Source organism: Thioalkalivibrio sp. AKL19 (assembly GCF_000420165.1).
Taxonomy (GTDB): Bacteria; Pseudomonadota; Gammaproteobacteria; order Ectothiorhodospirales; family Ectothiorhodospiraceae; genus Thioalkalivibrio.
This window is the reverse complement of sequence record NZ_ATUK01000010.1, coordinates 356815-379938: the sequence shown is the minus strand read 5'-3', so window position 1 is coordinate 379938 and position 23124 is coordinate 356815. Positions and strand designations below refer to the sequence as shown.

The following is a 23124-nucleotide window of genomic DNA, read 5'->3' as shown; positions in this document are numbered from 1 at the left end:
TTTTTGCGCACAGGTTCACGTTGCCGCAATTGCTATAGTGAGGCGCACAACGATAACGACTCCCCCGCGCGAGGTACAGCATGTCCGTGGACAAGGACGCGCCCTACATGGAAGAGGCCACCCGGCTGGTGGCCGTGGAATGGCCCATCCTGGAGGCGAGCGATGCAGTGTTTGCCGACCCGGATGCCCTGGTGGATCGCTCACTGCGCGAGCTCGCGCGTTACGCCGAACGCGACCCGGGCCTGAGCCTGCGTCTGGTCCGGCGTGCCAACGCCTCGCGCCGGGGCTTGCGCCAGGAAGTGCACTCGGTCGGTGACGCGATCGCCATGCTGGGGCTGCAGAACGTCCACCGCGAAGCGGCCGAGGCCCCGCGTGTCGAGGATGTGGTCAGGCGGCCGCAGGCCTATCGTGAACTGGCGGCGCAGTCGCGGCTGGCGGCGATGATCGCGACCGAGATCGCGCGCGAGCGCCACGACACGGAACCGGGCGAACTCGCCCTGGCGGCCCTGCTGAATCAGCTGGGCCTGCTGGCACTGCTGGTCGAGGGCGAGCCGCGCCTGGACCGGCTGCTCGAGATGCTGGAACTCAGCGCCCTGCCGGACGAGGCGAGCTATGCCGCGCTGGGGTATGCGACGGACGACCTGTCGCGTGCCATGGCGGAGGAGATGGTGCTGCCGGAACTGGTGCAGGGTACCCTGCGGGCGGTGAACGCGGCGCATCACCGGGCCTACGAGGTCATGGTCGCGAGTGCCGTGGCCTGGCAGGTCTTCCGTGGCATGGATACCGCGCGCGGCGACCGTGACCTCGGGCTACTGGCCGGCCTGATGGGGCTGACGGACAAGGAGACCGCAGACCGCGTGGGCGCGGTGATCGAGCGTTTCAACGAGGACGTCGCGGTGTATCATCGCGCGCCACTGGACCCGCAGATGCCCGGCCGGGTCTGGCTGGGCGAGCGCTATCGGCCACGCCTGGCCCTGATGCCGCGGGCCGACCTGCTGGAGAACGGCCTACGCGCCCTGGAGCAGGAGACCCATCGCGAGGCCCGCGTGCGACGGATGCTGCGGGTGATGCAGTTCGGCGTGGGCCTGAACCGGGTGGTCTTTGCCCGCTTGTCCCGGGATGGCGAGACCCTGCGCGCCGAGCACCTGGTCGGGACGTTGCACGAACCGGAGTTCAGCCACTTCGTGATCAACCGGTCGGCCCTCGGGCCGCTGGCCCAGGTGCTGGATGACGATGCACCGCAGTGGTGGGACCGCAAGCGCATCCATGACCAGATGCCCGCGGCCGTGCGCCATCTGACCGGCGGGGTGGACTGCCTGGTGGGCCGCCTGTGCGACGGGGATCGCGTGATGGGTATGGTCTATGCCGACCGCCGGTCGCGCGATCTGGAGCTGACATCGACCGCCCTGGAAGGATTCCGGAAGGTCCTCGTGGCCGCCGCGCGCCCCGCTGGTTCATGAGCCTGTGCGTCAGGCGGCCGAGAGCCTCAAGTATGTGTCGTGGCGGTCGATACATGTACAGGGTCGTATATAGGCCGACCACGGTCGGCAGCATTCGCAAGGATTGGCCACGGCGTATGGCTGATCCAGGGAGACGCTACTTGAATCGCGCGTTCGCGCTCGAGTCAATCAATGCCTCCCAGGCGGGCCGAGGCCCGGCAACACAATCAAAAGGACGTACGACATGCGCAAGAACCTGCCCGTCACCCAGACGGAGTATTCGCTGGACCAGCACGGCGACCTGATCTCCGCCACCGACGAAAAGGGACGCATCCGGTATGCCAACGACGACTTCGTCCAGGTCAGCGGCTTCGACTGCGAGGAACTGGACGGTGTCGCCCACAACATCGTGCGCCACCCGGACATGCCGGAGGCGGCCTACGCGAACATGTGGGACACCCTGAAGGCCGACCGGGCCTGGATGGGCATCGTCAAGAACCGGCGCAAGAACGGCGACCACTACTGGGTGGACGCCTTCGTGACCCCCGCCTACGAGCACGGCCGCAAGACCGGCTACGAGTCGGTGCGGGCGATCCCCGAGCGCGAGCATGTCGCCCGCGCGGAGAAGGTGTATGCCGCGATCAACCGGGGCCGGAGCTTCGCCCGGCGCTGGTACCACGGCCTCACCTGCCGCCTCGCCGGGACCTGGATCGTCGGCTTCCTGCTGGCGCTGGCGGTCGTGTTTCTGGCGTCCTCGCCAACGGTGCAGGCGGGTCTGCTGGTATTGATCTTTGCCGCCGGCGGCATCGCGTCGCTGGCGTTCACTTCCGGTATCCGTCAGGCGGTCAACCGGGCCCGGGCACAGTTCGACAACCCGGTGATGGAGGCCATCTACACGGGGCGCCGCGACGACAGCGCCTCGCTGGAGCTGGTGCAGCATTTTGGCGAGGCCAGGCTGCGCACCGTGCTCGGACGAATCGAGGACAAGGCCGACGCGGTGAACGCCGACGCCCATGCCATGGCCAGCAGCGTCGACCAGACCGCCTCGGGCGTCGAGCGCCAGCAAAACGAGATCGACCAGGTCGCCACGGCCATGAACGAGATGACCTCGACCATCCAGGAGATGGCGAGTAACTCGTCGCGCGCCGCCGAGGCCGCCAACAATGCCGAGAAGGAGACTGGGGCCGGACAGGATGTCGTGAACGATACCGTGTCCGTGATCAACCGCATGGCGGCGGAGGTCGAGTCCACCGCCGAGAAGCTGGGCAAGCTGGAGGCGAGCACCGAGGAGATCGACAAGATCCTGAGCGTGATCCGCGAGATCGCGGAACAGACCAACCTGCTGGCGCTGAACGCCGCGATCGAGGCCGCCCGGGCCGGCGAACACGGCCGCGGTTTCGCGGTGGTGGCCGACGAGGTGCGCTCGCTGTCGCAACGCACCGACGAATCGACCGTGACCATCCGCAACATGATCGAGAGCCTGCAGTCCGGTGCGCGCGAGGCAATGTCCGCGATGCGCGCCAGTCAGGAGCAGGCCGCCGACGGGGTGGAAAAGGCTCAGGCGGCCGGCGACTCGCTGACCACCATCCGCGAGGCCGTCGCCCAGATCACCGAGATGAACACCCAGATCGCCACGGCCGTGGAGGAACAAAGCGCGGTCTCCGAGGAGATCAACCGCAACGTGACCTCGATCCACGACGTGGCCACCGAGACCGGCTCGGTCTCCATCCACGCCCGCGATGCCAGCGCCCGCATGCAGGCCGAGGCCGCCGAGCTCAAGGCCCTGATCCAGCGCTTCGAACAGACGTAAGTCCGATCACGCTTACTGGGTATGACACGGGCTGGTGCGGCTATTTGCTGATGGCTGGTTGCAGCGTCTACTTCTGACCGACCGCGAGGGAGGGTGCGCCGTGGTTTGGTTTTTCACCACGAAACGCATGTAGGCACGAAGTAGGTCAGGGGTGATCGACAGGAACACGCGAAGACTGGAAGAGGGATTGGGTTAAACCGCAAAGGGTGTAGAGGGGGCGCTAGCCAATACCCCACACCTCAATAACCCTTCCCATCTTCCAACCTTCCTGTAATGCGCTTTTGACCTGGCTTTTCTTCGTGTTGCGCGTGAGCGCTACGCGGTCTGGCCGTAGCGGCGCTCGATGTAGGCCTCGACACGGGCCTGGAATTCCTCGGCGATGTGGTCGCCCTTGAGGGTAACGGTCTTCTCGCCGTCCTCGTAGACCGGGGCGACCGGTTGTTCGCCGGTGCCGGGCAGGGAGATGCCGATGTTGGCGTGCTTGCTCTCGCCGGGGCCATTGACCACGCAGCCCATCACCGCGACGGTCATCTCCTCCACGCCCGGATAGCGTTCCTTCCAGGTGGGCATCTGGTGGCGGATGTAGGTCTGGATGTCCTGCGCCAGGTGCTGGAAGTATTCGCTGGACGTGCGTCCGCAGCCGGGGCAGGCAACCACCGACGGCAGGAAGCTGCGCAGCCCCATGCTCTGCAGGATCTCCTGGGCGACCAGGACCTCGCGGGTGCGGTCGCCGCCGGGTTCCGGGGTCAGCGAGATGCGGATGGTGTCGCCGATGCCCTGCTGCAGCAGGACGGACAGCGCGGCGGTGGAGGCGACGATACCCTTGGCGCCCATACCGGCCTCGGTCAGGCCCAGGTGCAGCGGATAGTCGCAGCGCGCGGCCAGGTCCTGGTAGACCGAGATCAGCGGCTGCACGCCGCTGACCTTGGCCGACAGGATGATGCGGTCATGCGGCAGGCCGATGCGCTCGGCCTCGGCCGCGCTCTCCAGCGCCGAGGTGATCAGGGCCTCCTGCATCACGGCCTCGGGCGCGGCCGGTTCGGCGCGCTGGCTGTTCTCGTCCATCATTCGTGCGAGCAGGGCCTGGTCCAGGCTGCCCCAGTTCACGCCGATGCGCACCGGCTTTTCGAAGCGGATGGCGGTCTCGATCATGGCCGCGTACTGCGCGTCGCGTTTCGAACCGCGCCCGACGTTGCCCGGGTTGATGCGCAGCTTGGCCAGCGCCTCGGCGCACTCCGGGTATCGGGTCAGGAGCTTGTGGCCGTTGAAGTGGAAGTCGCCGACCAGCGGCACGTCCAGCCCCATGGCCTCCAGCCGCTCGCGGATCTCCGGCACGGCCTTCGCCGCATCCTCGGAATTCACCGTGATGCGTACGACCTCGGAACCGGCGCGTGCCAGTTCCGCCACCTGCACGGCGGTGCGCAGGGCATCGGCGGTATCGGTGTTGGTCATCGACTGCACCATCACCGGGTGGTCGCCGCCGACGGTGACGTTGCCGACGCGGACGGGGACGGTCTGGTGGCGGGAGGGGGTCGTGTTCATGTTGGTCTGCGCGGGCGCGAGGGAACGGTGCGCGGAGTGTAACGCAGCAGTGCGCGACTGCCGAGAAGCTGCAGGCCCCAAGTCGTAATGTCCCCGTTGGCGGGCGCAGGGGCGTGTGGCAGAACGCCAGGGGCATTGGCGCTGATGTCGCCTCTCCCCGCCATGGCGAGGCCTCGGAGGGGCCGTGGCCATCTCCTGACGCAGCCCCGACGCTTCGCCTCGGTCCGACGCCGGGGCCACCCTCGGAGATCGCCACGTCGCTGCGCGCCTCGCGATGACGGTGCTCGTTTTCCGGTCATGGCGAGGCCCCGGAGGGGCCGTGGCCATCTCCGGACGCAACCCCCGACGTTGGTCCTGGTCCGCGCCAGGGCTGGAAGGTGCTCTCGACGGAGGTGCGACTGGCCGCGTGCCGGGCTTCCACGCGCTCGGCGATGGCCTGCTGCCACGCCAGGCGGGTCTCGGCCTGCAGGGCGTCCAGGGCCTCGTGCAGGGCCTGTTCCAGGTCCTCGCGGTGGCGCGTCTCGTCCAGCCGCAGGAGCAGCCAGTCCACGCCGATGATGGTGACCCCGGCGGCCGTGATGCCACAGCCGAGCGAGAACGGACCGCTCCAGGCGCAGACCCCGGCGCCAAGGGCACCCGCGCGTCCGGCGCGTCCCAGGCTTCGGGCAAGCCCGGTCTGCGTCGCACGGGCGGCCAGCCGGACCTGCACCGCACGCGCGATCAGCGGGGTCGCCAGGCCGGTGCCGGCGGCGGCCGTGGCGGCCAGTCCGGTGCGCTGGTCGAAGCGTTCGAGGTCGACGTCCAGCGCCGTTTGCAGGGCATGGCCTTGTTCGGTCTCGACGGCCGAACGCCCACCGGCGCGCGGCGGCGGGTCCGGGATGCGCGCGTCCGCGAGGCGCTCGGCCAGCTCCAGACGCCAGGCGTCGCGGACCTGGCGTTGTTGCTCGTCCACGCCCCATTCGACGCGGGTGGCCAGGTCCTGCAGGGCGCGCTCCCACAGCGCCTCGGGCAGCAGGCGCTCGCGCAGCATCCGCGCGGGGGCATCCGGTTCGGCGTCACTCAGCCACTGGGCGCCGCGCTGCCACAGGCGGGCGTATTCCGCGCCCAGGGAGTAGTACCAGTCCGCGACCTCGGGGACGCGGGCGTGCAGGGCCTCGAACCGGGCAGCGAGCTCCGCGTCTACGCGGTCCTGCCAGTGGGCCCGGGCCGCGGTGTCACCGGCCTCCAGCCATTCCAGCGTGTAGCGCTCGAGCGCGGTGAGACGCTCGCGGTCGAGCTGGTAGCGTTGTTCGCCCAGTTGCAGGGTCAGCGGTTGGTCACCCTCCCAGGTGCGCGGTTCGTGCTGGCTGGCGAGCCAGAGCAGGGCGAGGCTGGCCAGCAGGATCATGACCAGCCAGAGGCCGTCCCGGGCCTTTCCTGGTGCCGTGGCTTGCGATGCCGGCGTGAACGTGGTCACTGAAGGGGTCTCCCCGGGCCCGGACTATTCGATGACGGGCGCGTTGCGCGGGTCGCCCAGGGCGTCGGTTGTCGGCCGCAGCGGCAGCAGGCCGTTGGCCAGCAGCAGGAAGCCGGCCGCCAGGAACGCCTGTTCCGCGAGTACCAGTAGCCAGCCAAGCAGGGCCGGCAGGGATTTCACGCCCTGCGGGAACCACTGCTGGCCCAGCCACAGGCGCAGGGCATCCTGCGTCGCGGCCAGCTGCAGCCCGGCCTCGAGCAGATGGCTGCGCGCGGCCTCGTGGTGCACCAGGAACCACACGGCCTGTTCCAGGGTGGCGCCGGTCAGGTCGGGGTAGCGGGCCTGCAGAGCCAGCACCAGCAGGGCGACGATCAGCAGCAGGCCCGTGAGCCGCAGGGCCCCGCGGCGGACCAGTTCCGGGGCGAACTGCGGATGGGCATGGCCGCGCAGCAGGCGGGCGAACAGGGCCTCGCTGATCACCAGCGCGAAGCCGGCGACCAGCAGGGCGGCCCAGACCTCCTGGGTCGGGATGCGCGCGAGGGTGATCAGCAGCAGTCCGCCCAGCAGCGCGCCGATGATCAGGTGACGCAGGGCCATCAGCGGCCCGCCCCGCAGGCGGCGAGGCCATTGGCTGGTCGGCTCCAGGTAGCCGCGCAGGAAGGCCGCGCGCCGTACCCGGTGGCGCCGGAAGCCGCCTTGGGCGATCAGCAGGGTGACACCGATCCACAGCGCCATCACCCCGGCCTCGGGCAGGACCCGCAGGTTCATGTGCATCAGCCATAGTCCGATCACCAGCAGCGTCAGGGTGAAGGCATGGCGCAGGGCGATGTGCCGCGTCGGGAGCGGGCTGGATTCGGTGGTCGGGGAGGATGGGGACACGGGGGCTCCACGGGGATGTGCACGTCCTGATGGTAGCAGGCGGCGGGCAAGCCCCGTGGAGCGGTGTCTCGCGGGGTGTTCGGGTTTCGTTCAGCCGGATGCGCTATAAGGGCGGCATGATGCGATTGCGATCTGACCCGTGCGGGTCTTCGTCCGCTGCATTGGGCTTGATGGCCTGGCTGGTGCTGGCCTGGCCGGCCCCGCTGGCGGCGGAGGAGCTGCGCCTGCACGCGGTGTTCGGGGACCGTGCGGTGCTGTCGGTGGGGGACGAGCGGGCCGTGGTCGCCAGCGGAGAGACTGGGCCGGGCGGTGTGCGCGTCCTGCGCACGCGACCAGGGGCGGCCTGGGTGGAACTCGACGGCGAGCAGCGCGAGTTGCGGGTGCAGCCAAGGGTCGCTCCGCCGCGCCCGGACACCTCGGCGAAGGAAGCCGCCGAGGTTCGGGTGCACCGGGATTCGCGCGGCGACCACGCGCTGACCGCCGGGCTGAACGGGATTGCCGTCACGCTCGTCGTGGATCCGCAGGCGGATGCCGTCCTGTTGCGGGCCACGGATGCCGAACGGGCCGGGGTCGATGCCGACCAGGGTCGGTCGGTGCGCTTCCGGAGCGAGCGCGGTACGCGCCAGGGCCAGCGTGTCCGCGTCGAACAGGTTCGGGTCGGCGCGCTGCAGCGTGCGGGGGTCAGTGCGATCGTGCTGCCGGACCGTGACCTGCCGCGTTCCCGCCTGGGTCGCAGCTTCCTCGAGCATTTCGTGGTCGAGACCGATGGCGATGCGCTGGTGATCCGGGAACGCTGAGCTGCGTTAGCATGAGTCCCTTCATGATCCCCGGAAACCCTGCATGCCGCTGATTCGGCGCTACCCGGACAACGCCCCCGCCCCGCGCCGCGAGATCTTCGGCTGGGCGATGTTCGACTTTGCCAACCAGGCCTACACCCTGCTGATCATCACGGTGATCTTCGGCGACCTGTTTACGCGGGTGATTGTCGGCGATGCCCCGGATTATCGCCTCGGTAACCTGTTGTGGAGCGTGGCCCTGGCGGTCAGCTACGCGATGGTGATCGTGGCCGCCCCGTTTGCCGGGGCGATCATGGATGCCACCGCCTCGCGCAAGCGCTTCCTCGCTGCCTCGTGGGTGCTGACGATCATCACCACCGCGTTGCTGTACTTCGTCGAGCCGGGGCTGGTGTTCTTCGGCATGGCGCTGATCATCGCCTCGAACTTCGGCTATGCCATCGGCGAGTCCTTCATCGCCAGCTTCCTGCCCGACCTGGGGCCACCGGAAAAGCTCGGCTGGATCTCGGGGCTGGGCTGGGGGCTCGGGTATATCGGCGGGCTGGTGGCGACGGCCTTTGCCCTGGGGCTTCTGGGCGAGGTGAGCGCGGAGAATTTCGAGCGCATCCGATGGGTCGGGCCGTTCGCCGCCGCGTTCTTCCTGGTCTCGGCGCTGCCGACCTTCCTGTTCCTGAAGGAACGCGGCACCCGGCGACGCATGGCGCGCAACGTCCAGCTGGGGCTGGGCTGGAAGCGGGTCAAGGCCTCGCTGGTCACGCTGGGTGAGCGCCGCGACCTGCGCGCATTGTTTGTCTCCATCTTCTTCGTGATGGCCGGGATCTACATCATCATCGCCTTCACCTTCATCTACGGCTCGCAGGTGATTCAGTGGGACGAGCCGACACGCGTGATGATGTTCGTGGTGACCCAGATCACCGCGGTGATCGGTGCCGTGGGCTTCGGGTTCCTGCAGGACCGCGCGGGGCCGGTGCGCATCTATCGAATCACGCTGGTGCTTTGGGCATTGGCGGTGCTGGCGATCTTCGCCACGCCGACCATCGCCCAGTGGCTGAGCGTGCTGCTGGGACGACCGGTGGAGGCGCAGATGGTGTTCCTCGGCGTCGGCATCCTGGCCGGGCTTTGCCTCGGTTCGGCGCAGTCCGCCGGACGTGCCCTGGTGGCGCTGATGGTCCCGGCGCGCGAGGCCGGGCGCTGGTTCGGGTTCTGGGGGCTGGCGTCCAAGGCCGCGGCGATCTTCGGCCTGCTCGGCATCGGGCTGCTCCAGGTCTGGCTGGGCCTCGAGAACGCCATCCTGTTCTGCCTGTTCCTGTTCCTCGCCGGGCTGCTGGCGTCCATCCCCATCCGCCTCGCCGACCGCCGCCGTGCTGCCGCGGTTTGATTCACCACGAAGCGCACGAAGACACGAAGAAGGGCCAGGTCAAGGTCAAGGGCGTCGACAGGAAGACGCGAAGATCGGAAGGGGGACGGGGTTAAGTCGTCGAGTGTATGACAGGCACACCGGGGGTGTATCGAGTCGCCCGCCAGGGCTCACATCCCGATCATCCTTCTTGTCTTCCAGCCTTCCTGTAACCGCCCTTGACCTCCTTCGTTGAAAAGCCGGGTTACTCGTCTGGATCGCTCAGGCGTGTGGCGAGATGACCCGGGGCCTGGCGGCAATCGAGGATGGCGTAGACGCGGATGATTTCGTCATCGACCCGATAGTAGATCGCGAAGGGGAAGCGGCGGGAAAGCAGACGATGGAAACCATGATGTTCCTCGTGCACGCCGGCGTACAGGAGCAGGGAGTCGATGTCGGAAAAGAGGGCATCGAGGAAGTACTCGCCCAGCCCCGGGGACCGGGAGGCGTAGAAGGCAGCCCCTCGGGCCAGGTCCTCTTCCGCCGCGTCGAGGAGTTCGATCAAGCGCAAGGCAGAGGGTTACCTGTTGCGCAGGCGTTGCTTGACGTCGCCCCAGGGATGGAATCGGGCGTCGCCGCTGGCCGCGGACGCCTGGCGCTGCTCCAGTACCTCGCGATGCCAGTCCGGGACGGGGATATCCGCGGGATTGCGCGCCAGGTCTTCCCACAGCTCTTCCATGGCACGGAGCTTTTCGGTCGTGGTCATCTGGTCGAGAGCGAGGGATGCAGTCACGTGTAACTCCCTTGAAACATACGAATCCAGTATAGCCCGTCGGCTGAGTACACGCCGTCGGGCCGGTCTCGTTTGATCAACCACGAAGCGCACGAAGGCACGACGAAGGGCGATTGCACCACAGAGGACACGGCGTACACAGAGAAAATCGAAGACAGTTTCGAACCGGGCAGGATGCCGTGGAGCGCAAAGGAAGCGCATCAATGCCCGCCACTGGTCTGACTGGACCACTCACCGTTCTTCTCGCCCCAGCTTTTCGGCCCCCTGGCCCGCCATCGCATTTCTCCGTGCCCTATGTGGTGCAACCCGCCCTTGACCTTGACTTGGCCCTTCTTCGTGCGCTTCGTGGCGGGAGTACAAAGCCACGGGTGGGCGCGGAGGGCTATTCGGTGGCGTGGTGGGTGGTGCTGGCGCCGCGGTCGAAGCGACCCTCGTAGAGGCGTAGCAGCGCGGGGATCACGAACAGCACCAGCACGGTGGCGATGGCCAGGCCGAAGACGATGGAGATCGCCATCGGGATCAGGAACTGGGCCTGGACCGAGCGTTCGAACAGCAGCGGCGTCAGGCCGGCGATGGTGGTGACCGAGGTCAGGATCACCGCGCGCAGGCGCTGGCAGGCGGCTTCGACGATCGCCTCCTGCAGGGCCAGTCCGGCCTCGCGCAGGCCCTGGTAGAAGCTCACCAGGATGATCGAGTTGTTGACCACGATGCCGGTCAGGCCGAACAGGCCGAACAGCGACAGGATGGTCAGCTCCACGTTCAGGATCCAGTGTCCGAGCAGGGCGCCGAGGATGCCGAACGGGATGATCGCCATCACGATCAGTGGCCAGCCCCAGGAGCCGAACACCCAGGCCAGGGTGAGGTACATCAGCCCCAGCGCCAGGATCAGGCCCGTGCGCATGTCGGCGAAGGTCTCGGCCTGGTCGGCGGCGCGCCCCTCGAAGGAATACTCGATGCCGTAGCGTGCCGCGAGGTCGTCCAGCGGGCCGTCCTCCAGCGCGGCGCGGATGCGCGCGGCGTTGTTCACGCTGCGGTCGACCTCGGTGGAGACCTGGATGGCCAGCCGGGTATCGGCATGGCGCAGGGTCTCGAAGCCCTGGCGCGAACGCAGATCGACCACGCTGCCCAGCGGCACGAACTCGCCGCTCGGCAGGCGCAGGTTCAGCCGCTCCAGGCTCTCGCTGGAATGGCGTTCGTGGTCCGGCAGGCGCACGCGCACCTCGACCTCCTCCAGCCCGTCCTGGTAGAGCTGGGCCAGGTGGCCGTCATAGGCGTCGCGCAGCTGGGCGCCGACCGATTCAGTGGTCAGGCCCAGGGCGCGGCCCTCCGGCTTGACCTGGAATACCAGCTGCTCGCGCCCGAACGGGGTGTCGTCGTTGGTGGCGAAGGTGCCGGCGAAGTCGTCGAAGATCTCCGCCAGTTCCAGGGCCGCGTTCTTCAGCACATGCGGATCATCGCCAGTCAGGCGGACCTCCAGGTCACGCCCGGGCGGGCCGGTCTGGCGCTCGTCGATGCTGAAATTCTCGATGCCCGGGGCCTGGCGGACGCGGTCTTCCCACGCCTGGATGAACTCGCGGTTGCGGACCTCGCGCTGCTCCGGCGAGATCAGCTCCACCTGGATGTTGCCGAACTGGTCGCCGCGCGGGGCGTTGCCGTCGCCGGGGTCGATGCCGCGTCCCAGGCGGGTGACCGAGGCGCGCACCAGGTCGCCGCCGAAGGCCTCCTCGGTCTCCGCCAGGGCCTCCTCGGCGTGGATCAGAAAGGCCTCCACCCGTTCCGGCGGGGTACCGGCGACGAAGTTGACGCCGGCATTGACGATGGTGCCCTCGGGAGACGGGAAGAAGGTGAAGCCGATGCGCCCGCTGGCGGCCAGGCCGATGGCCAGGATCAGCGCGCCGACGGCCAGCGCCAGGGTGGTGCCGGAATGATTGACTGACACGGTGACCGCGCGGCGGAAGGCGCCGTTGCGGAAGCCCTCGAAGCCGTTGTCGAAACGCTCGCGCAGGCTGCCCGGGCGCGGCGGCTTGAGCCGGTGCATCACGCCCTTCAGGTGGGCGGGCAGGATCAGGAAGGCGATCAGCAAGGTGGCGATGATCACGCAGATCACCACCAGCGGGATGTCGAACAGGATGTTGCCGATGATCCCGCCGATCAGCATCAGCGGCAGGAACGCGGCGACCGTAGTCAGCGAGGCGGCGATCACCGGGCCGACCATGCGCCGGGCCCCGTCGCGCGCGGCACGGCTGGCCGACATTCCGCGCTGGTGCAGGCTGTAGGCGTGTTCCGAGACCACGATGGCGTTGTCGACGATGATCCCCAGCGACATGATGAAGCCGAACAGCGAGATCATGTTGATCGAGCCGCCGACCACCCACAGCACCACGAAGGCGGCGGTGAACGCGATCGGGATGCCCAGTGCCACGCGCAGGGCGATGTGGCGGTTGAGGAACAGGAACAGGATGGCCAGGACGAGCAACAGGCCGCCCAGACCGTTTTTCAGCAGCAGCGTGATGCGCTCGGACAGGAGCTCCCAGAAGGCATCGGTGACCTGTAGATCAACCCCTGGCGGCAGGGCGGGGCGGGTTTCGGCCAGCCAGTCCTCCAGCACCTGCGCGGCGGCGAGGGAGTCGCCGGTCTCCGAGCGCAGCAATTGCATCTCGATCGCCCGCTGGCCGTTGGCGCGGACGCGTACCTGCCCGTCGCGATGGCGCAGGTCCAGGGTCGCGATATCGCCCAGGGTCAGGCGCCCCAGCTCGCCATCGCCGCGCAGTACCAGGCGCTCGAAGCTGACGATGTCGCGCGCCTGCTCCAGGCTGCGGATCTGGCGCGCAGTGTCGTCGCGACCCACCGAGCCGGCCGGCAGGTCCTGCGCCATGGCGCGGATCTGCTCGCCGATGTCCGCAAGCGTCATGTCCAGGCGGTAGAGCGTTGCGGATGGCACCTGGATGGCCATCTCGTCCTCGGTCAGGCCGGTGAACTCGATGCGCGCGATGCCGGCATCCAGCAGTTCGCGTTCGAACTGACGCGCGAGGATGCGCAGTTGCTGCGGGTCCTCGGGGCCGGTCAGCAGCAACCGCGCCACCGGCTCGTAGCGGATGATGCGGGTGACCACCGGGGTCTCGGCGGCCTCTGGCAGGTTGCGCTGCTGGTTCACACGGTCGTTGACCTGCTCCAGCGCCAGGGTCATGTCGGTCCCGGCCTCGAACTCCATGGTGACCACGCCGATCCCCAGCGCCGAGGTGGAGGTCATGTTGCGCAGCCCGTCGACGGTGCGCAGGTCCTGCTCCAGCGGGTCGACGATGGCGCGTTCGACATCCTCCGCGCTGGCCCCGGTCCAGGGCACCTCGACGGTGACGAAGTCGAGCTCGAAGTTGGGGAAGAACTGGGTGTTGAGCTTGGTCAGGGCAAAGGCCCCGGCCAGCAGCATCAGTGCAATCAGCAGGTTGGCGGCGAGGCGATGCTCCAGGAACAGCTGGATCGGGCCGCGTGGAGGCCCGTCGTGCTCCTGCGCGCCGCCACCAGGCATGGGCTGCCCGGATTCCGGCGCGCTGCCGGTCTCCGATTCGCTCATCGGCCGGAATCCTGTTCTTCAACCTCGACCCGCAGGCCGTCCACGGCATTCGGCAGGCGGGTGGCGATCAGGGTGTCGCCAGCGCGAATGGCGTCGCTGCGGATCAGGGCCAGGGTGTTGCCGTCCGCGTCGATGAAATCGCCAAGGCGCTCGACCGGCAGCGACTCCAGGCGCCCGTCGACCACGCGGAATACCCGGTCGCGACCAAACAGTGCCTCGAAAGGCACCGCCAGGCTGTCGGGCTCCTCGGGCAGTTCGAGGCGCAGCTCGACAAAGCGGTTCAGGGGGAGTTGCTCGCCCCCGGAGCGCACCTCGAACACCCCGCGCATCCCGGCGTCGCCGGTGCGGGTCTCGCCCTCCAGGCGCGCCAGTTGGGTCTCGATCTCGTGACCGCCGACCGTCGCCCGGGCGGGCAGGGTGGTGCCCGCCTGCAGGAGGGCCTCCACACGGGCCACCAGGTGTTCCGGGAGGCTGGCACGAATCTCCAGGTCATCCACCGCGAACAGTCGCAGCAGCGGGTCTCCGGGACGGGCGCGCTCGCCACCGGCGACCTCGACCTCCACGATGCGGGCATCGAACGGGGCGCGGATGGTGGTGCGCTCCAGGTCGATCTCGGCCTGGGATTCAGCGGCGCGGGCACGCGCCAGGCGCGCCTCGGCCTGGGCCTTGCGCATCGGGGCATCGGCCACGGCCTGCTCGCGACTGTCCACGGTGATACTGGCCTGCTGCAGTCGCTCGCGGGCGGCATCGACATCGGATTCGGAGCCGAGATTGCGCTCGCGCAGGTCACGGGCGCGCTCCAGGCCGCGCTGGGCAATGGCCAGCAGTTCGCGCTCGCGCTGCAGGGCCTCGCGGTCGAAGCGGGCCCGCAGGTCCTCGCTCTCGACCGCTCCTTCCAGCTCCCGCCGTTCGGCTTCGCGCTGGTCCAGCAGGAGCCGGGCCTCGCGCGGGTCGATCCGCACGAGGGTGTCGCCGGAGGCCACGCGCTGCCCGGCGCGTGCCGGCACGGCCTCGATCTCGCCTTCCACCGCAGCGCGCAGTAGCGCGTCACGGGCGGAGCGGGTGCGCCCGTTCAGGATGACCCCCGGCCGGTGCGTCCCGGGCTCGGCGGTCAGGCCCTGTACGGGCCAGGTGCGCTCCCCTGCCTCGGGCGGCGGGGCCTCGGGCCCGGTCGCGCGCAGGACCATGAAGCCCACCACCGCGATGGCGAGGATCAGGACGGGGAGAATGGCTCGGCGTAGGGCGCGCGGCATGGACGTCTCGATTGTGGCTCGGCAACTTTGCGGGCCGGGCATGACCCGACGCTTGGAGGTGCGTGCGGGGCGGAGGTTCCCGCCGCGGGCGTTATCTTACCACTGGGATTTGTAAGGGAACCGCGGCGGTTGCGGTGGGTCTCTGTTGTGCCAATATTACGTTTTGCTTAAATGAGGATAAAGGTGATGAAGCGATCCAAGCGGTTTCTGGGCGGTCTCCTGGTGTCCGGCCTTCTGGCGAGCGGGTTTGCGGCCCCGCTGGCGGCCGACGAGCCGCAGATCTGTGAGTGTCGCGAAGGCCTGGAGATGGAGGGCACACCCTGGATACGCCTGATGCCGGGCGACATGACGGGGGGGTACTTCGTGCTCCGCAACCACGGCGAGCGGGACTACCGCATCGTGGCCGCAGACGCACCGATTTCCGAGGTGGTGGAGTTGCACGAGCACGCCCACGTGGACGGGGTGATGCGCATGCGCCAGGTCGACGGACTGGAGATCCCGGCGGGCGAGCGCCTGTTGCTGGAGCCGGGTGGCCTGCACCTGATGTTCATCCGCCTGCACGAGCCGCTGACGGCGGGCGACTGGATCCCCGTGATCCTCGAGTTCGACGATGGCGGGACCATGGAGATCCACGCCCGGGTGCAACGGGGCGAAGGGTCCAGTGACAGTCACTCCCGAGGGCACATGATGGACGACGATACGCACCCCATGGACCCCGAACACGGGCAGCACGGGCACTGATGTCTGCGGGCGCCCCGCAAGGCGTCCTTACTGGTTGGCGGGGCGGGTCGGAATCTCGACGTTGGCGTCTTCGCGCAGCGCCTCCAGATACTCCTGGATGGCGCGGCTTTCGAGAATCTCGACCAGTTCCGCGCGCACCTCGTCCAGCTCGGGGACCGGCGTGTCACGGGTCTCCTCGAGACGGATGATGTGCCAGCCAAAACGGCTCTCCACCGGTTCGGCGGTGGTCTCGCCCGTCTCCAGTGCGACGGTGGCGTCGCTGAAAGCGGGGACCATCTGCCCGGGGGCAAACCAGCCCAGCTCGCCGCCGCGGGCGGCCGAGCCGGGGTCGATGGAGTGGGCCTCGGCCAGTTCGGCAAAGTCCGCGCCGTCCTCCAGTTCCGCCAGGAGTTCGCGGGCCTGTTCCGCCTCCTCGACCAGGATGTGGCGGGCGCGGTATTCGGTGCCGCGCATTTGCGCGACCTGGCGTTCGTATTCCGCCTCGAGGTCGTCCCGGGTGATCTCCAGATCCGCGGTGATGCGATCCATCAACAGCGAGGCCAGCAGGTTGGTCTCCACCATGCGCAGGATGCGCCGGGTCTCCGCATCGGTGTCCAGCCCGCGTTCCACCGCCTCCTGGCGCAGCAGCTCGAGGCTGATCAGTTCCTCCAGCGTCCCGTCGCCATCGGCCAGACCCGGGTCTTCGTCCATGCCGGAATAGGTGAACAGATCGGCGCGGGTGATCGGCTCGCCGTTGACGATGGCGACGGTATCGACGTCGCCGGTATCCGCGGCGATCCCGTCCGGGCCGGTCTCCGGCGTGGGCGTTTCCTGCGTGTCGCAGGCGGCGAGCAGGCCCGCGAATACCAGGGAGCCGAGGGTCGTGGTCAGGGGATTAAGTCGCATCAGAACACCTGCTTGAACGGTCGCACGTCGACCACGCTGTACACGCCGGCCGCCACGTAGGGGTCGGCGTCGGCCCACTCGCGTGCGGCCTCCAGCGACGGGAATTCCGCGACGATCAGGCTGCCGGTGAAACCGGCCGGGCCCGGGTCGTCACTGTCGATGGCGGGAAAGGGACCGGCCAGGACCAGCCGTCCGTCGTCGCGCAGGGCCTGCAGTCGGGCGACGTGTTCCGGACGCGCGGCGAGCCGCGCATCCAGCGAGTCGGGGGCATCCTCGCCCTGGATCATGTACAGCATCGGCATTCTCCTTGGTAAGGGCATCATTCTAGCGATGTCGGTGGCCGGATGCCGTTAAGGAGACGCTGATTGAATCGCGCGCTCGCGTTGGTGCCCCCTGTTTTCCGAGACAAGGCGCGTCGAGCAGCGGGTAGTGGTTCTACCCGCAAGCGGCGCAACGCAGGATCGGAGAACAGGGGGCACCAACCCCACAAACCATTCAAAGCAGGGGCTCGGCCGCTTTTGCGCGCGCACGGCGTTGCGGCTCCCTTGTGCAGAGTGACTGCACGGCAGTCACCGCGCCTTGTTCGCACGCAAAAGCGACTCGAGCGCGAGCGCGCGATTCAATCAGCGTCTCCTTAAGGGCTCGTTCTTATGGGCGTGCCGGTGGATGCGCTACACTGCGCAGCCGATCACCGCGCCGACACGTTCCATGATTTCGATCCACCCTGACAATCCCCAGCCCCGGCTGATTCGGCAGGTCCTGGACCGTCTCCAGGAAGGGGCCGTGATCGCCTTGCCGACGGATGCCTGCTATGCGCTGGCCTGCCTGCCGGGGGACAAGACCGGGGCGGACCGGATTCGCCGTATCCGCCAGGTGGATGAGACCCATCACCTGACCCTGCTGTGTCGCGATCTGTCGGAGCTGGGCGTCTACGCGAAGGTCGACAACACCGCCTTTCGGCTGATGAAGGCCCTCACGCCGGGCCCGTACACGTTCATCCTGCCCGCGACCCGCGAGGTTCCGCGACGCCTGCAGCACCCCAAGCGCCGTACGATCGGTATGCGCGTGCCGGCGAGCCCGATCCTGTCGGCGCTGCTGCAGGAGCTGGGTTCGCCGCTGATGTCCGCGACCCTGCAACTCCCCGGGGACGAAAACCCGCTGAGCGAACCCTGGGAGATCGAGGATCGTCTCGGAAAGGTGGTGGATCTGGTGGTCGATGGCGGTGCCGGGACCCTGGAGGCGACCAGCGTGCTCGACCTGACCGGCGACGCGCCCGATGTAATCCGGCACGGTCTGGGCGATGTGGGATTCCTGGATGAATAGCCCCGGTCGAGGCCGGGGCCCGCGAAGCGGCACGGCCGCAGGGAGGCGCAATGCGTAAGTGGCTGGTTCTGGCAGTGGTCGTGCTCGCGCTCGCCGCCGTCTGGCCGTGGGTGGTTGGCAAGCAGGTGGAAGGGACCGTCGCGGAGATGCACGAGGCCCAGGTGGGCGAGGTGCACCTGCGCCACGAGATGCTCGAATACGAGCGCGGCTACCTGGGGGCCAGCGGCCGCAGCCGGCTGATCCTGGAGGACCCCGACGGCCGCTTCGAGATTCCACTGGTGCATGACGTACGGCATGGCCTGCTGGGCGCGCGCGGCGATTCGTTCGTCGATCTGGACACCCTCGCGGCGCCGGCGGATTCGCTGATCGGCCACCTGCTGCGTTCACTCAACCTGCAGGTGCATTCACGGGCGGGGCTCGGCGGGGGCGTGACCACGCGCATCGCGTTCGACGACCTGCGCATGGACCTGATGAAGGTACCCGAGGTGGCCGAACACCCCGCCACGGTGGGCGGCCCGCTATGGCTGGACCTGGCGGCGGGCCAGGGGCGTTTCGCCTGGTCGGCCGAGCAGATCCTCGTCAGCCTGGATGTGCCGGAGCTGCGGCTGTCGGATGATGCCTTCACCTGGGACGCGCGCGATGCCCGCTATGCCACGGTCTTCGAGGCCGACGCCGACGGGGTCTTCGGGCGCCTGCCGGACTACGAGGGTGGCCTGGCAGCCTCCGTGGTCGAACTGCGCGAGGGCGATGCGACCCGCCTGCGGGTGGAGCGTCCGCGCCTGGACGCCTTCCAGCAAACGAACAACGACCGCATGGACTCGCGCCTGCGCCTGCAGGTCGATCATGCCCGCGTGGATGACGGCAGCGGGGATGCGCTGACGCTGACGGCCCTGGATTTGCAGGCCGGTATCCTGCGCTGGGACCGCCCCAGCCTGTTGCGGCTTCTGGCCGAGCTGGAGTCGATCGACGCGCGGGGTATCGAGGACGAGCAGCGCAACGCCCTGATTGGTTCGGCGATGATCGATGCGCTGGGCGGGATGATCGAGCACCGTCCGGCGATCGAACTCAAGGCCTCCCTCAACGATGAGCCGCCGCGCCAGCTCGCGCTGGATGCCGAGCTGGGCCTGCACGGAACACAGCAATCCTTCGCCACTCGCCCGCTGGAGACCCTGCGGCTGGACAGCGAGCTGCGTCTCGGGCTGGAATGGGTGGCCGAATTCGACGCCGCGTATCCCGATATCGACCTGGACGCACAGCTGCATGCGCTGGCCGCGGATGGATGGCTGCGCCGGGATGCCGAGGCCGGGCACTGGCACGGCACCCTGGCGATGGCGGACGGCCGCGTGCACATCAACGACGTGGATCGCACCGCGATGTTGCTGGCCATGCTGTTTGCCTTCTCCGGCGGCATGTTCTGAGACGACTGACCGGGCGTGGCTGCGTCCGTATTTTTCCGAAGGAAGGGATTGATTCCGTGAGCAGTAATCAGGGTAGCAACCAGCGTGTACTCTCCGGCATGCGGCCCACCGGGCGCCTGCATCTGGGCCATTACCACGGTGTGCTGAAGAACTGGATCGAGCTGCAGCACAATTACGAGTGCTTCTTCTTCGTGGCCGACTGGCATGCGCTGACCACCCATTACGAGGACCCGGGCGACCTCCAGCAGCACGTGACCGAGATGGTCATCGACTGGCTCGCCGCCGGGGTCAGCCCGGGTTCCGCCACGCTGTTCGTGCAGTCGCGCGTGCCGGAGCATGCCGAGCTGCACCTGTTGCTGTCGATGATCACCCCGCTTGGCTGGCTGGAACGCGTGCCGACCTGGAAGGATCAGCAGGAGCAGCTGCGCGAGAAGGACCTGGCCACCTATGGCTTCCTCGGCTATCCCGTGCTGCAGAGCGCCGACGTGCTGGCCTACCGCGCCGGCATGGTCCCGGTGGGCGAGGACCAGGTCTCGCACCTGGAGGTCACGCGCGAGATTGCGCGACGCTTCAATCACCTCTACGGCCGCGAGCCGGGCTTTGCCGAGAAGGCCGAGGCCGCCGCCGACAAGATGGGCAAGAAGGCCGCCAAGCGCTACCGCGACCTGCGCAAGCGTTTCCAGGAGCAGGGCGAGGACGAGGCACTGGAGGTGGCCCGGGCGATGCTCGAGTCGCAGCAGAATATCTCGCTGGGCGATCGCGAACGCCTGTTCGGCTACCTCGAGGGGGGCGGCAAGATCATCCTGCCGGAGCCGCAGGCACGCCTGACCCCGGCCTCGAAGATGCCGGGGCTGGACGGGCGCAAGATGTCCAAGAGCTATGGCAACACCATCAGCCTGCGCACCGAGCCGGCCGAGGTGGAGAGCCTGATCCGCACCATGCCCACGGACCCGGCGCGGGTGCGGCGCACCGATCCGGGCGATCCGGAAAAGTGCCCGGTCTGGGACCTGCACAAGGTCTACACCGACGCCAGCCGCCGCGAGGAGCTGCATGCCGGCTGTACCACGGCCGGCATCGGCTGCCTGGACTGCAAGCGGCCCCTGATCGAGGCGGTGCAGGCAGAACTGGAGCCCATCCAGCAGCGGGCGAAGGAATACGCCGAGGACCCGGCGCTGGTCCGCTCCATCATCGTCGAGGGCTCCGAAGCGGCCCGCGAGGAGGCCCGCGAGACGTTGGAGGAAGTGCGCCGCGCGATGGGGCTGGACTACCTGCGATGAGTGATGGACCCGCGCGATGAACTGAACGCAGCCCCCGACCCGTCCGCGACGGCAGAGACCGGCGCGGACGGGGAGGTGCTTTATCGCGTCCATGGCGAGCCGGTGGCGGAGCTGCCGGCCGACCTCTACATCCCGCCCGATGCCCTGGAGGTTTTTCTCGATTCCTTTGAGGGGCCGCTCGACCTGCTGCTGTACCTGATCCGGCGACAGAACCTCGACATCCTCGCGATTCCCATCGCCGAGATCACCCGCCAGTACATGGCCTATATCGAGGTGATGCGGGCCCTGCGCCTGGAACTGGCCGGCGAATATCTGGTGATGGCCGCGCTGCTGGCCGAGATCAAGTCGCGCATGCTGCTGCCACGGCCGAAGGAGGCCGAGGCGGAGGACGATTCCGATCCGCGCATGGCCCTGATCCGCCAGTTGCAGGAATACGAACAGTTCAAGACCGCCGCCGAGCGCCTGGATGCCCTGCCGCGCATGGATCGCGACGTGTTCGCCGCCGGCGCCAGTATCGAGGCGCTGGAGGGGCCAGCGCCCCCGGCCCCGACGATGGATGAGCTGATGGAGGCCCTGGCCGCGGTGATGCACCGCGCCAGCCTGATGGCGCATCACCATGTCTCCACCGAGCAGCTGTCGGTGCGCGAGCGCATGTCCAGTATCCTCGACAGCCTTCACCCGGAGCGCTTCACCGACTTCGTGGCCCTGCTGATGGCGGCCGAGGGCCGCCAGGGCGTGGTGGTATCGTTTCTCGCGGTGCTGGAGCTGACCAAGGCCGGCCTGGTCGAGTGGGGCCAGAGCGAACCCTACAGCCCCATCCGGTTGCGCCGGCGCGGGACGCCTGTGGACGACGAAAGGGGAGAACCGGCGTGAGCGAATCGACCATGGTGGATCAGCGCACGCCCCCTGCGGGCGTGGACGACGAGCAGCTGCGGGCGGTTGAACTGGCGCTGGAAGCGGTGCTGTTCGCGGCTGCCGAACCCGTCGCCACCCGGGACCTGAAGGCGGCCTGCGAGGACCTGGGCGAGGTCGACCAGGCGTTGCTCGAGCAGGCGCTGGGCCGGTTGCAGGAACGCTACCAGGATCGTGCCATCGAGCTGGTGCGCTCCGCCGGAGGCTACCGCTTCCGGGTGCGCGCGCGCTTCTCCGCGACGGTGCAGGCGGCCCAGCCGGAGCGCCCGGCGCGCCTGTCCCGGGCCCTGCTGGAGACCCTCGCGATCATTGCCTACCGCCAGCCGGTTACCCGCGCCGAGATCGAGGCGGTGCGCGGCGTCGCCGTCAGCTCCGGGATCATGCGAACCCTGCAGGAGCGCGAGTGGGTGCGCGTGGTGGGGCACAAGGAGGTACCGGGCCGCCCCGCGTTGTACGCGACCACCCGTGCCTTCCTGGATGACCTGGGCCTCAAGCGCCTGGAGGAGCTGCCGCCGCTGGATCAGATCCGCGATCTGGCGGACGTGGCCTCGGATGCCGGGCTGAGCCTGGCGCCGCCGGACCCGAAAGAAGACGCCGGTCCGGGCGCGAACCAGAGTCTCGATTTCGATGACGGGAATGCCGACCCGGAGCCGGCAGCCCCGACGCGCTCATTCTGAGCTCAGCACTGGGCCGTTTCGGTGGCCTCCGGGCAGTCGTGCTGCACCAGGCGGTCGTCGGCCAGCCATTCCATGATGCCGTCGGTTACGTTGTAGATGTTCTCGTAACCGAGGCCGTCGGCCAGGGCCCGGGCGAGGGCGCCGGTGCGGTTGCCTACGCGGCAGATCAGCACGACTTCCTCGTCGGGCTTGACCAGGTCCGTGAACTGCCGGCCGAAGTCCGGATGGAGTTCGCCGTCCTCGTCGAAGGCGGTAATGCGATGGCTTCCCTCGATCACACCGGTCTCCGCCCACTCGTCCGGGCGGCGGATATCGACGATGGTCGCGCCCTCGTCAATCTTCTCGGCGAGCCCCTCGTTGTCCAGCGCGCTGAAGGGCGCGCGTTCGACGTCGAGGATTTCCACCTCGAAGCGCAGGGTCGCGTTGGACGGGATGATGTTGCCGGCCCCGCGCTCGCCATAGCCCAGTTCCGGCGGGATGACGATCTCCCGTTTGCCGCCCTCGCGCATGCCCGTCACGCCCTGCTCGAAGCCGGGGATGACCTGGCCCGTGCCGATGGTCAGCGCGAACGGGGCGCCGGATTCGCGGCTCGAGTCGAACACGGTGCCATCCTCCTCCAGACGGCCGGTGTAATGGAGGATCGCCGTGTCGTGGCGAACGATCTCTGGACCCTCCCCACGTTCAACCTCGTGAATCTCGATGGAAGCGGCCGATTCCGCGCTGGCCGTTCCTGCTGTCATTAGCGCCCCACCCAGGGCGGTCGAGAATATAACAACGGCGGCATATGCGAAACGATGAATATCGGTTTTCATTATGTAGCGTCCTCTAATATTAAAGGATTTCGATAACCCTTTAATGTCAGCCGGTTGGGGGTTCTTTTGATGCCGGCATTCTACACCGTATTACTCGGTCCGAATACAGGCGTTAGAAGCGGTATTCTGGATTGTGTAAAAAATACCGAACTTTTATTGCAGGCTTTTACGGGATGTACTAAAACCTTATTCAGCTGTCCCAGGGA

Annotated in this window: 20 protein-coding genes; 10 read left to right on the top strand and 10 right to left on the bottom strand. The window is 68.1% G+C overall.

Annotation, left to right across the window (positions count from 1 at the left end):
* The first annotated feature begins 80 nt into the window (after window positions 1–80).
* Window positions 81–1460, top strand: coding sequence for an HDOD domain-containing protein (locus F817_RS0103665; RefSeq protein WP_024326381.1), 1380 nt, complete (start codon window positions 81–83; stop codon window positions 1458–1460).
* Between the two features lie 223 nt (window positions 1461–1683).
* Window positions 1684–3249: a PAS domain-containing methyl-accepting chemotaxis protein gene (locus F817_RS0103660; protein WP_024326380.1), complete on the top strand. Its 1566-nt coding sequence runs from the start codon at window positions 1684–1686 to the stop codon at window positions 3247–3249.
* 315 nt (window positions 3250–3564) lie between these two features.
* On the opposite strand, the gene ispG is transcribed toward F817_RS0103660, so the two are convergent.
* From ispG to F817_RS0103645, 3 genes are all read right to left on the bottom strand, one after another.
* Window positions 3565–4791 carry a flavodoxin-dependent (E)-4-hydroxy-3-methylbut-2-enyl-diphosphate synthase gene (ispG, locus tag F817_RS0103655; protein WP_024326379.1) on the bottom strand — a complete coding sequence of 409 codons (1227 nt, stop codon included), beginning with the start codon at window positions 4789–4791 and terminating at the stop codon, window positions 3565–3567.
* Between the two features lie 295 nt (window positions 4792–5086).
* Window positions 5087–6178 (bottom strand): hypothetical protein, encoded by a 1092-nt coding sequence (locus tag F817_RS0103650; protein WP_024326378.1) that lies wholly within the window; start codon window positions 6176–6178, stop codon window positions 5087–5089.
* Window positions 6179–6271: 93 nt separating this feature from the next.
* A complete protein-coding gene (locus F817_RS0103645; protein ID WP_024326377.1) occupies window positions 6272–7126 on the bottom strand; it encodes a hypothetical protein in 855 nt (284 codons plus the stop codon).
* A 170-nt stretch (window positions 7127–7296) separates the two neighbouring features.
* Here F817_RS0103645 and F817_RS0103640 point away from each other — a divergent pair, with 170 nt between their 5' ends.
* Entirely contained in the window at window positions 7297–7923 is a 627-nt protein-coding gene (locus F817_RS0103640; RefSeq protein ID WP_081644446.1) for a TIGR02281 family clan AA aspartic protease, read from the top strand.
* Between the two features lie 43 nt (window positions 7924–7966).
* Window positions 7967–9298 (top strand): MFS transporter, encoded by a 1332-nt coding sequence (locus tag F817_RS0103635; RefSeq protein ID WP_024326375.1) that lies wholly within the window; start codon window positions 7967–7969, stop codon window positions 9296–9298.
* A gap of 223 nt (window positions 9299–9521) precedes the next feature.
* Here F817_RS0103635 and F817_RS0103630 read toward each other — a convergent pair whose 3' ends face one another.
* From F817_RS0103630 to F817_RS0103615, 4 genes are all read right to left on the bottom strand, one after another.
* Entirely contained in the window at window positions 9522–9827 is a 306-nt protein-coding gene (locus tag F817_RS0103630) for a type II toxin-antitoxin system RelE/ParE family toxin (protein ID WP_024326374.1), read from the bottom strand.
* Window positions 9828–9836: 9 nt separating this feature from the next.
* The gene (locus tag F817_RS0103625) at window positions 9837–10022 is read right to left on the bottom strand and encodes an addiction module protein (RefSeq protein WP_024326373.1); all 186 of its coding nucleotides are present in this window, start codon (window positions 10020–10022) and stop codon (window positions 9837–9839) included.
* 409 nt (window positions 10023–10431) lie between these two features.
* Window positions 10432–13620 (bottom strand): efflux RND transporter permease subunit, encoded by a 3189-nt coding sequence (locus tag F817_RS0103620; protein WP_024326372.1) that lies wholly within the window; start codon window positions 13618–13620, stop codon window positions 10432–10434.
* Complete coding sequence (locus tag F817_RS0103615) at window positions 13617–14873, bottom strand: efflux RND transporter periplasmic adaptor subunit (RefSeq protein ID WP_024326371.1); 1257 nt, start codon at window positions 14871–14873, stop codon at window positions 13617–13619. The genes F817_RS0103620 and F817_RS0103615 overlap by 4 nt, the downstream gene beginning before the upstream one ends.
* A 186-nt stretch (window positions 14874–15059) precedes the next feature.
* Here F817_RS0103615 and F817_RS0103610 point away from each other — a divergent pair, with 186 nt between their 5' ends.
* Window positions 15060–15614, top strand: a complete 555-nt coding sequence (locus tag F817_RS0103610; protein WP_024326370.1) for a copper chaperone PCu(A)C — start codon at window positions 15060–15062, stop codon at window positions 15612–15614.
* A gap of 27 nt (window positions 15615–15641) precedes the next feature.
* On the opposite strand, the gene F817_RS0103605 is transcribed toward F817_RS0103610, so the two are convergent.
* Both F817_RS0103605 and F817_RS0103600 read right to left on the bottom strand, forming a co-directional pair.
* Window positions 15642–16499 (bottom strand): peptidylprolyl isomerase, encoded by an 858-nt coding sequence (locus F817_RS0103605; protein ID WP_024326369.1) that lies wholly within the window; start codon window positions 16497–16499, stop codon window positions 15642–15644.
* Window positions 16499–16795, bottom strand: a complete 297-nt coding sequence (locus tag F817_RS0103600; protein ID WP_024326368.1) for a YciI family protein — start codon at window positions 16793–16795, stop codon at window positions 16499–16501. The genes F817_RS0103605 and F817_RS0103600 overlap by 1 nt, the downstream gene beginning before the upstream one ends.
* Before the next feature lie 412 nt (window positions 16796–17207).
* On the opposite strand from F817_RS0103600, the gene F817_RS0103595 reads away from it, so the two are divergent.
* Genes F817_RS0103595 through scpB form a run of 5 tightly spaced genes read left to right on the top strand, consistent with a single transcriptional unit; the run spans window position 17208 to window position 22106 of the window.
* Window positions 17208–17822, top strand: a complete 615-nt coding sequence (locus F817_RS0103595) for an L-threonylcarbamoyladenylate synthase (protein ID WP_024326367.1) — start codon at window positions 17208–17210, stop codon at window positions 17820–17822.
* A gap of 50 nt (window positions 17823–17872) precedes the next feature.
* Window positions 17873–19240 carry a DUF945 family protein gene (locus F817_RS0103590; protein ID WP_024326366.1) on the top strand — a complete coding sequence of 456 codons (1368 nt, stop codon included), beginning with the start codon at window positions 17873–17875 and terminating at the stop codon, window positions 19238–19240.
* 56 nt (window positions 19241–19296) lie between these two features.
* Window positions 19297–20517, top strand: coding sequence for a tryptophan--tRNA ligase (locus F817_RS0103585; RefSeq protein WP_024326365.1), 1221 nt, complete (start codon window positions 19297–19299; stop codon window positions 20515–20517).
* 3 nt (window positions 20518–20520) lie between these two features.
* Entirely contained in the window at window positions 20521–21390 is an 870-nt protein-coding gene (locus F817_RS0103580) for a ScpA family protein (RefSeq protein WP_024326364.1), read from the top strand.
* A gap of 11 nt (window positions 21391–21401) precedes the next feature.
* Window positions 21402–22106, top strand: a complete 705-nt coding sequence (gene scpB, locus F817_RS0103575; protein WP_029681023.1) for an SMC-Scp complex subunit ScpB — start codon at window positions 21402–21404, stop codon at window positions 22104–22106.
* A 2-nt stretch (window positions 22107–22108) separates the two neighbouring features.
* Here scpB and F817_RS0103570 read toward each other — a convergent pair whose 3' ends face one another.
* On the bottom strand, window positions 22109–22846 hold the full coding sequence (locus F817_RS0103570) for an FKBP-type peptidyl-prolyl cis-trans isomerase (protein WP_029681022.1): 738 nt from the start codon (window positions 22844–22846) through the stop codon (window positions 22109–22111).
* Window positions 22847–23124: the final 278 nt, after the last annotated feature.

What these genes read in the sequence shown, in the direction of transcription:
- F817_RS0103665 (WP_024326381.1), top strand. Translation starts at nt 81, where the DNA reads ATGTCCGTGGACAAGGACGCGCCCTACATGGAAGAGGCCACCCGGCTG.
- F817_RS0103660 (WP_024326380.1), top strand. Translation starts at nt 1,684, where the DNA reads ATGCGCAAGAACCTGCCCGTCACCCAGACGGAGTATTCGCTGGACCAG.
- ispG (WP_024326379.1), bottom strand. Translation starts at nt 4,791, where the DNA reads ATGAACACGACCCCCTCCCGCCACCAGACCGTCCCCGTCCGCGTCGGC.
- F817_RS0103650 (WP_024326378.1), bottom strand. Translation starts at nt 6,178, where the DNA reads ATGATCCTGCTGGCCAGCCTCGCCCTGCTCTGGCTCGCCAGCCAGCAC.
- F817_RS0103640 (WP_081644446.1), top strand. Translation starts at nt 7,297, where the DNA reads ATGGCCTGGCTGGTGCTGGCCTGGCCGGCCCCGCTGGCGGCGGAGGAG.
- F817_RS0103635 (WP_024326375.1), top strand. Translation starts at nt 7,967, where the DNA reads ATGCCGCTGATTCGGCGCTACCCGGACAACGCCCCCGCCCCGCGCCGC.
- F817_RS0103625 (WP_024326373.1), bottom strand. Translation starts at nt 10,022, where the DNA reads ATGACCACGACCGAAAAGCTCCGTGCCATGGAAGAGCTGTGGGAAGAC.
- F817_RS0103620 (WP_024326372.1), bottom strand. Translation starts at nt 13,620, where the DNA reads ATGAGCGAATCGGAGACCGGCAGCGCGCCGGAATCCGGGCAGCCCATG.
- F817_RS0103615 (WP_024326371.1), bottom strand. Translation starts at nt 14,873, where the DNA reads ATGCCGCGCGCCCTACGCCGAGCCATTCTCCCCGTCCTGATCCTCGCC.
- F817_RS0103610 (WP_024326370.1), top strand. Translation starts at nt 15,060, where the DNA reads ATGAAGCGATCCAAGCGGTTTCTGGGCGGTCTCCTGGTGTCCGGCCTT.
- F817_RS0103605 (WP_024326369.1), bottom strand. Translation starts at nt 16,499, where the DNA reads ATGCGACTTAATCCCCTGACCACGACCCTCGGCTCCCTGGTATTCGCG.
- F817_RS0103600 (WP_024326368.1), bottom strand. Translation starts at nt 16,795, where the DNA reads ATGCTGTACATGATCCAGGGCGAGGATGCCCCCGACTCGCTGGATGCG.
- F817_RS0103595 (WP_024326367.1), top strand. Translation starts at nt 17,208, where the DNA reads ATGATTTCGATCCACCCTGACAATCCCCAGCCCCGGCTGATTCGGCAG.
- F817_RS0103590 (WP_024326366.1), top strand. Translation starts at nt 17,873, where the DNA reads ATGCGTAAGTGGCTGGTTCTGGCAGTGGTCGTGCTCGCGCTCGCCGCC.
- F817_RS0103580 (WP_024326364.1), top strand. Translation starts at nt 20,521, where the DNA reads ATGGACCCGCGCGATGAACTGAACGCAGCCCCCGACCCGTCCGCGACG.
- scpB (WP_029681023.1), top strand. Translation starts at nt 21,402, where the DNA reads ATGGTGGATCAGCGCACGCCCCCTGCGGGCGTGGACGACGAGCAGCTG.
- F817_RS0103570 (WP_029681022.1), bottom strand. Translation starts at nt 22,846, where the DNA reads ATGACAGCAGGAACGGCCAGCGCGGAATCGGCCGCTTCCATCGAGATT.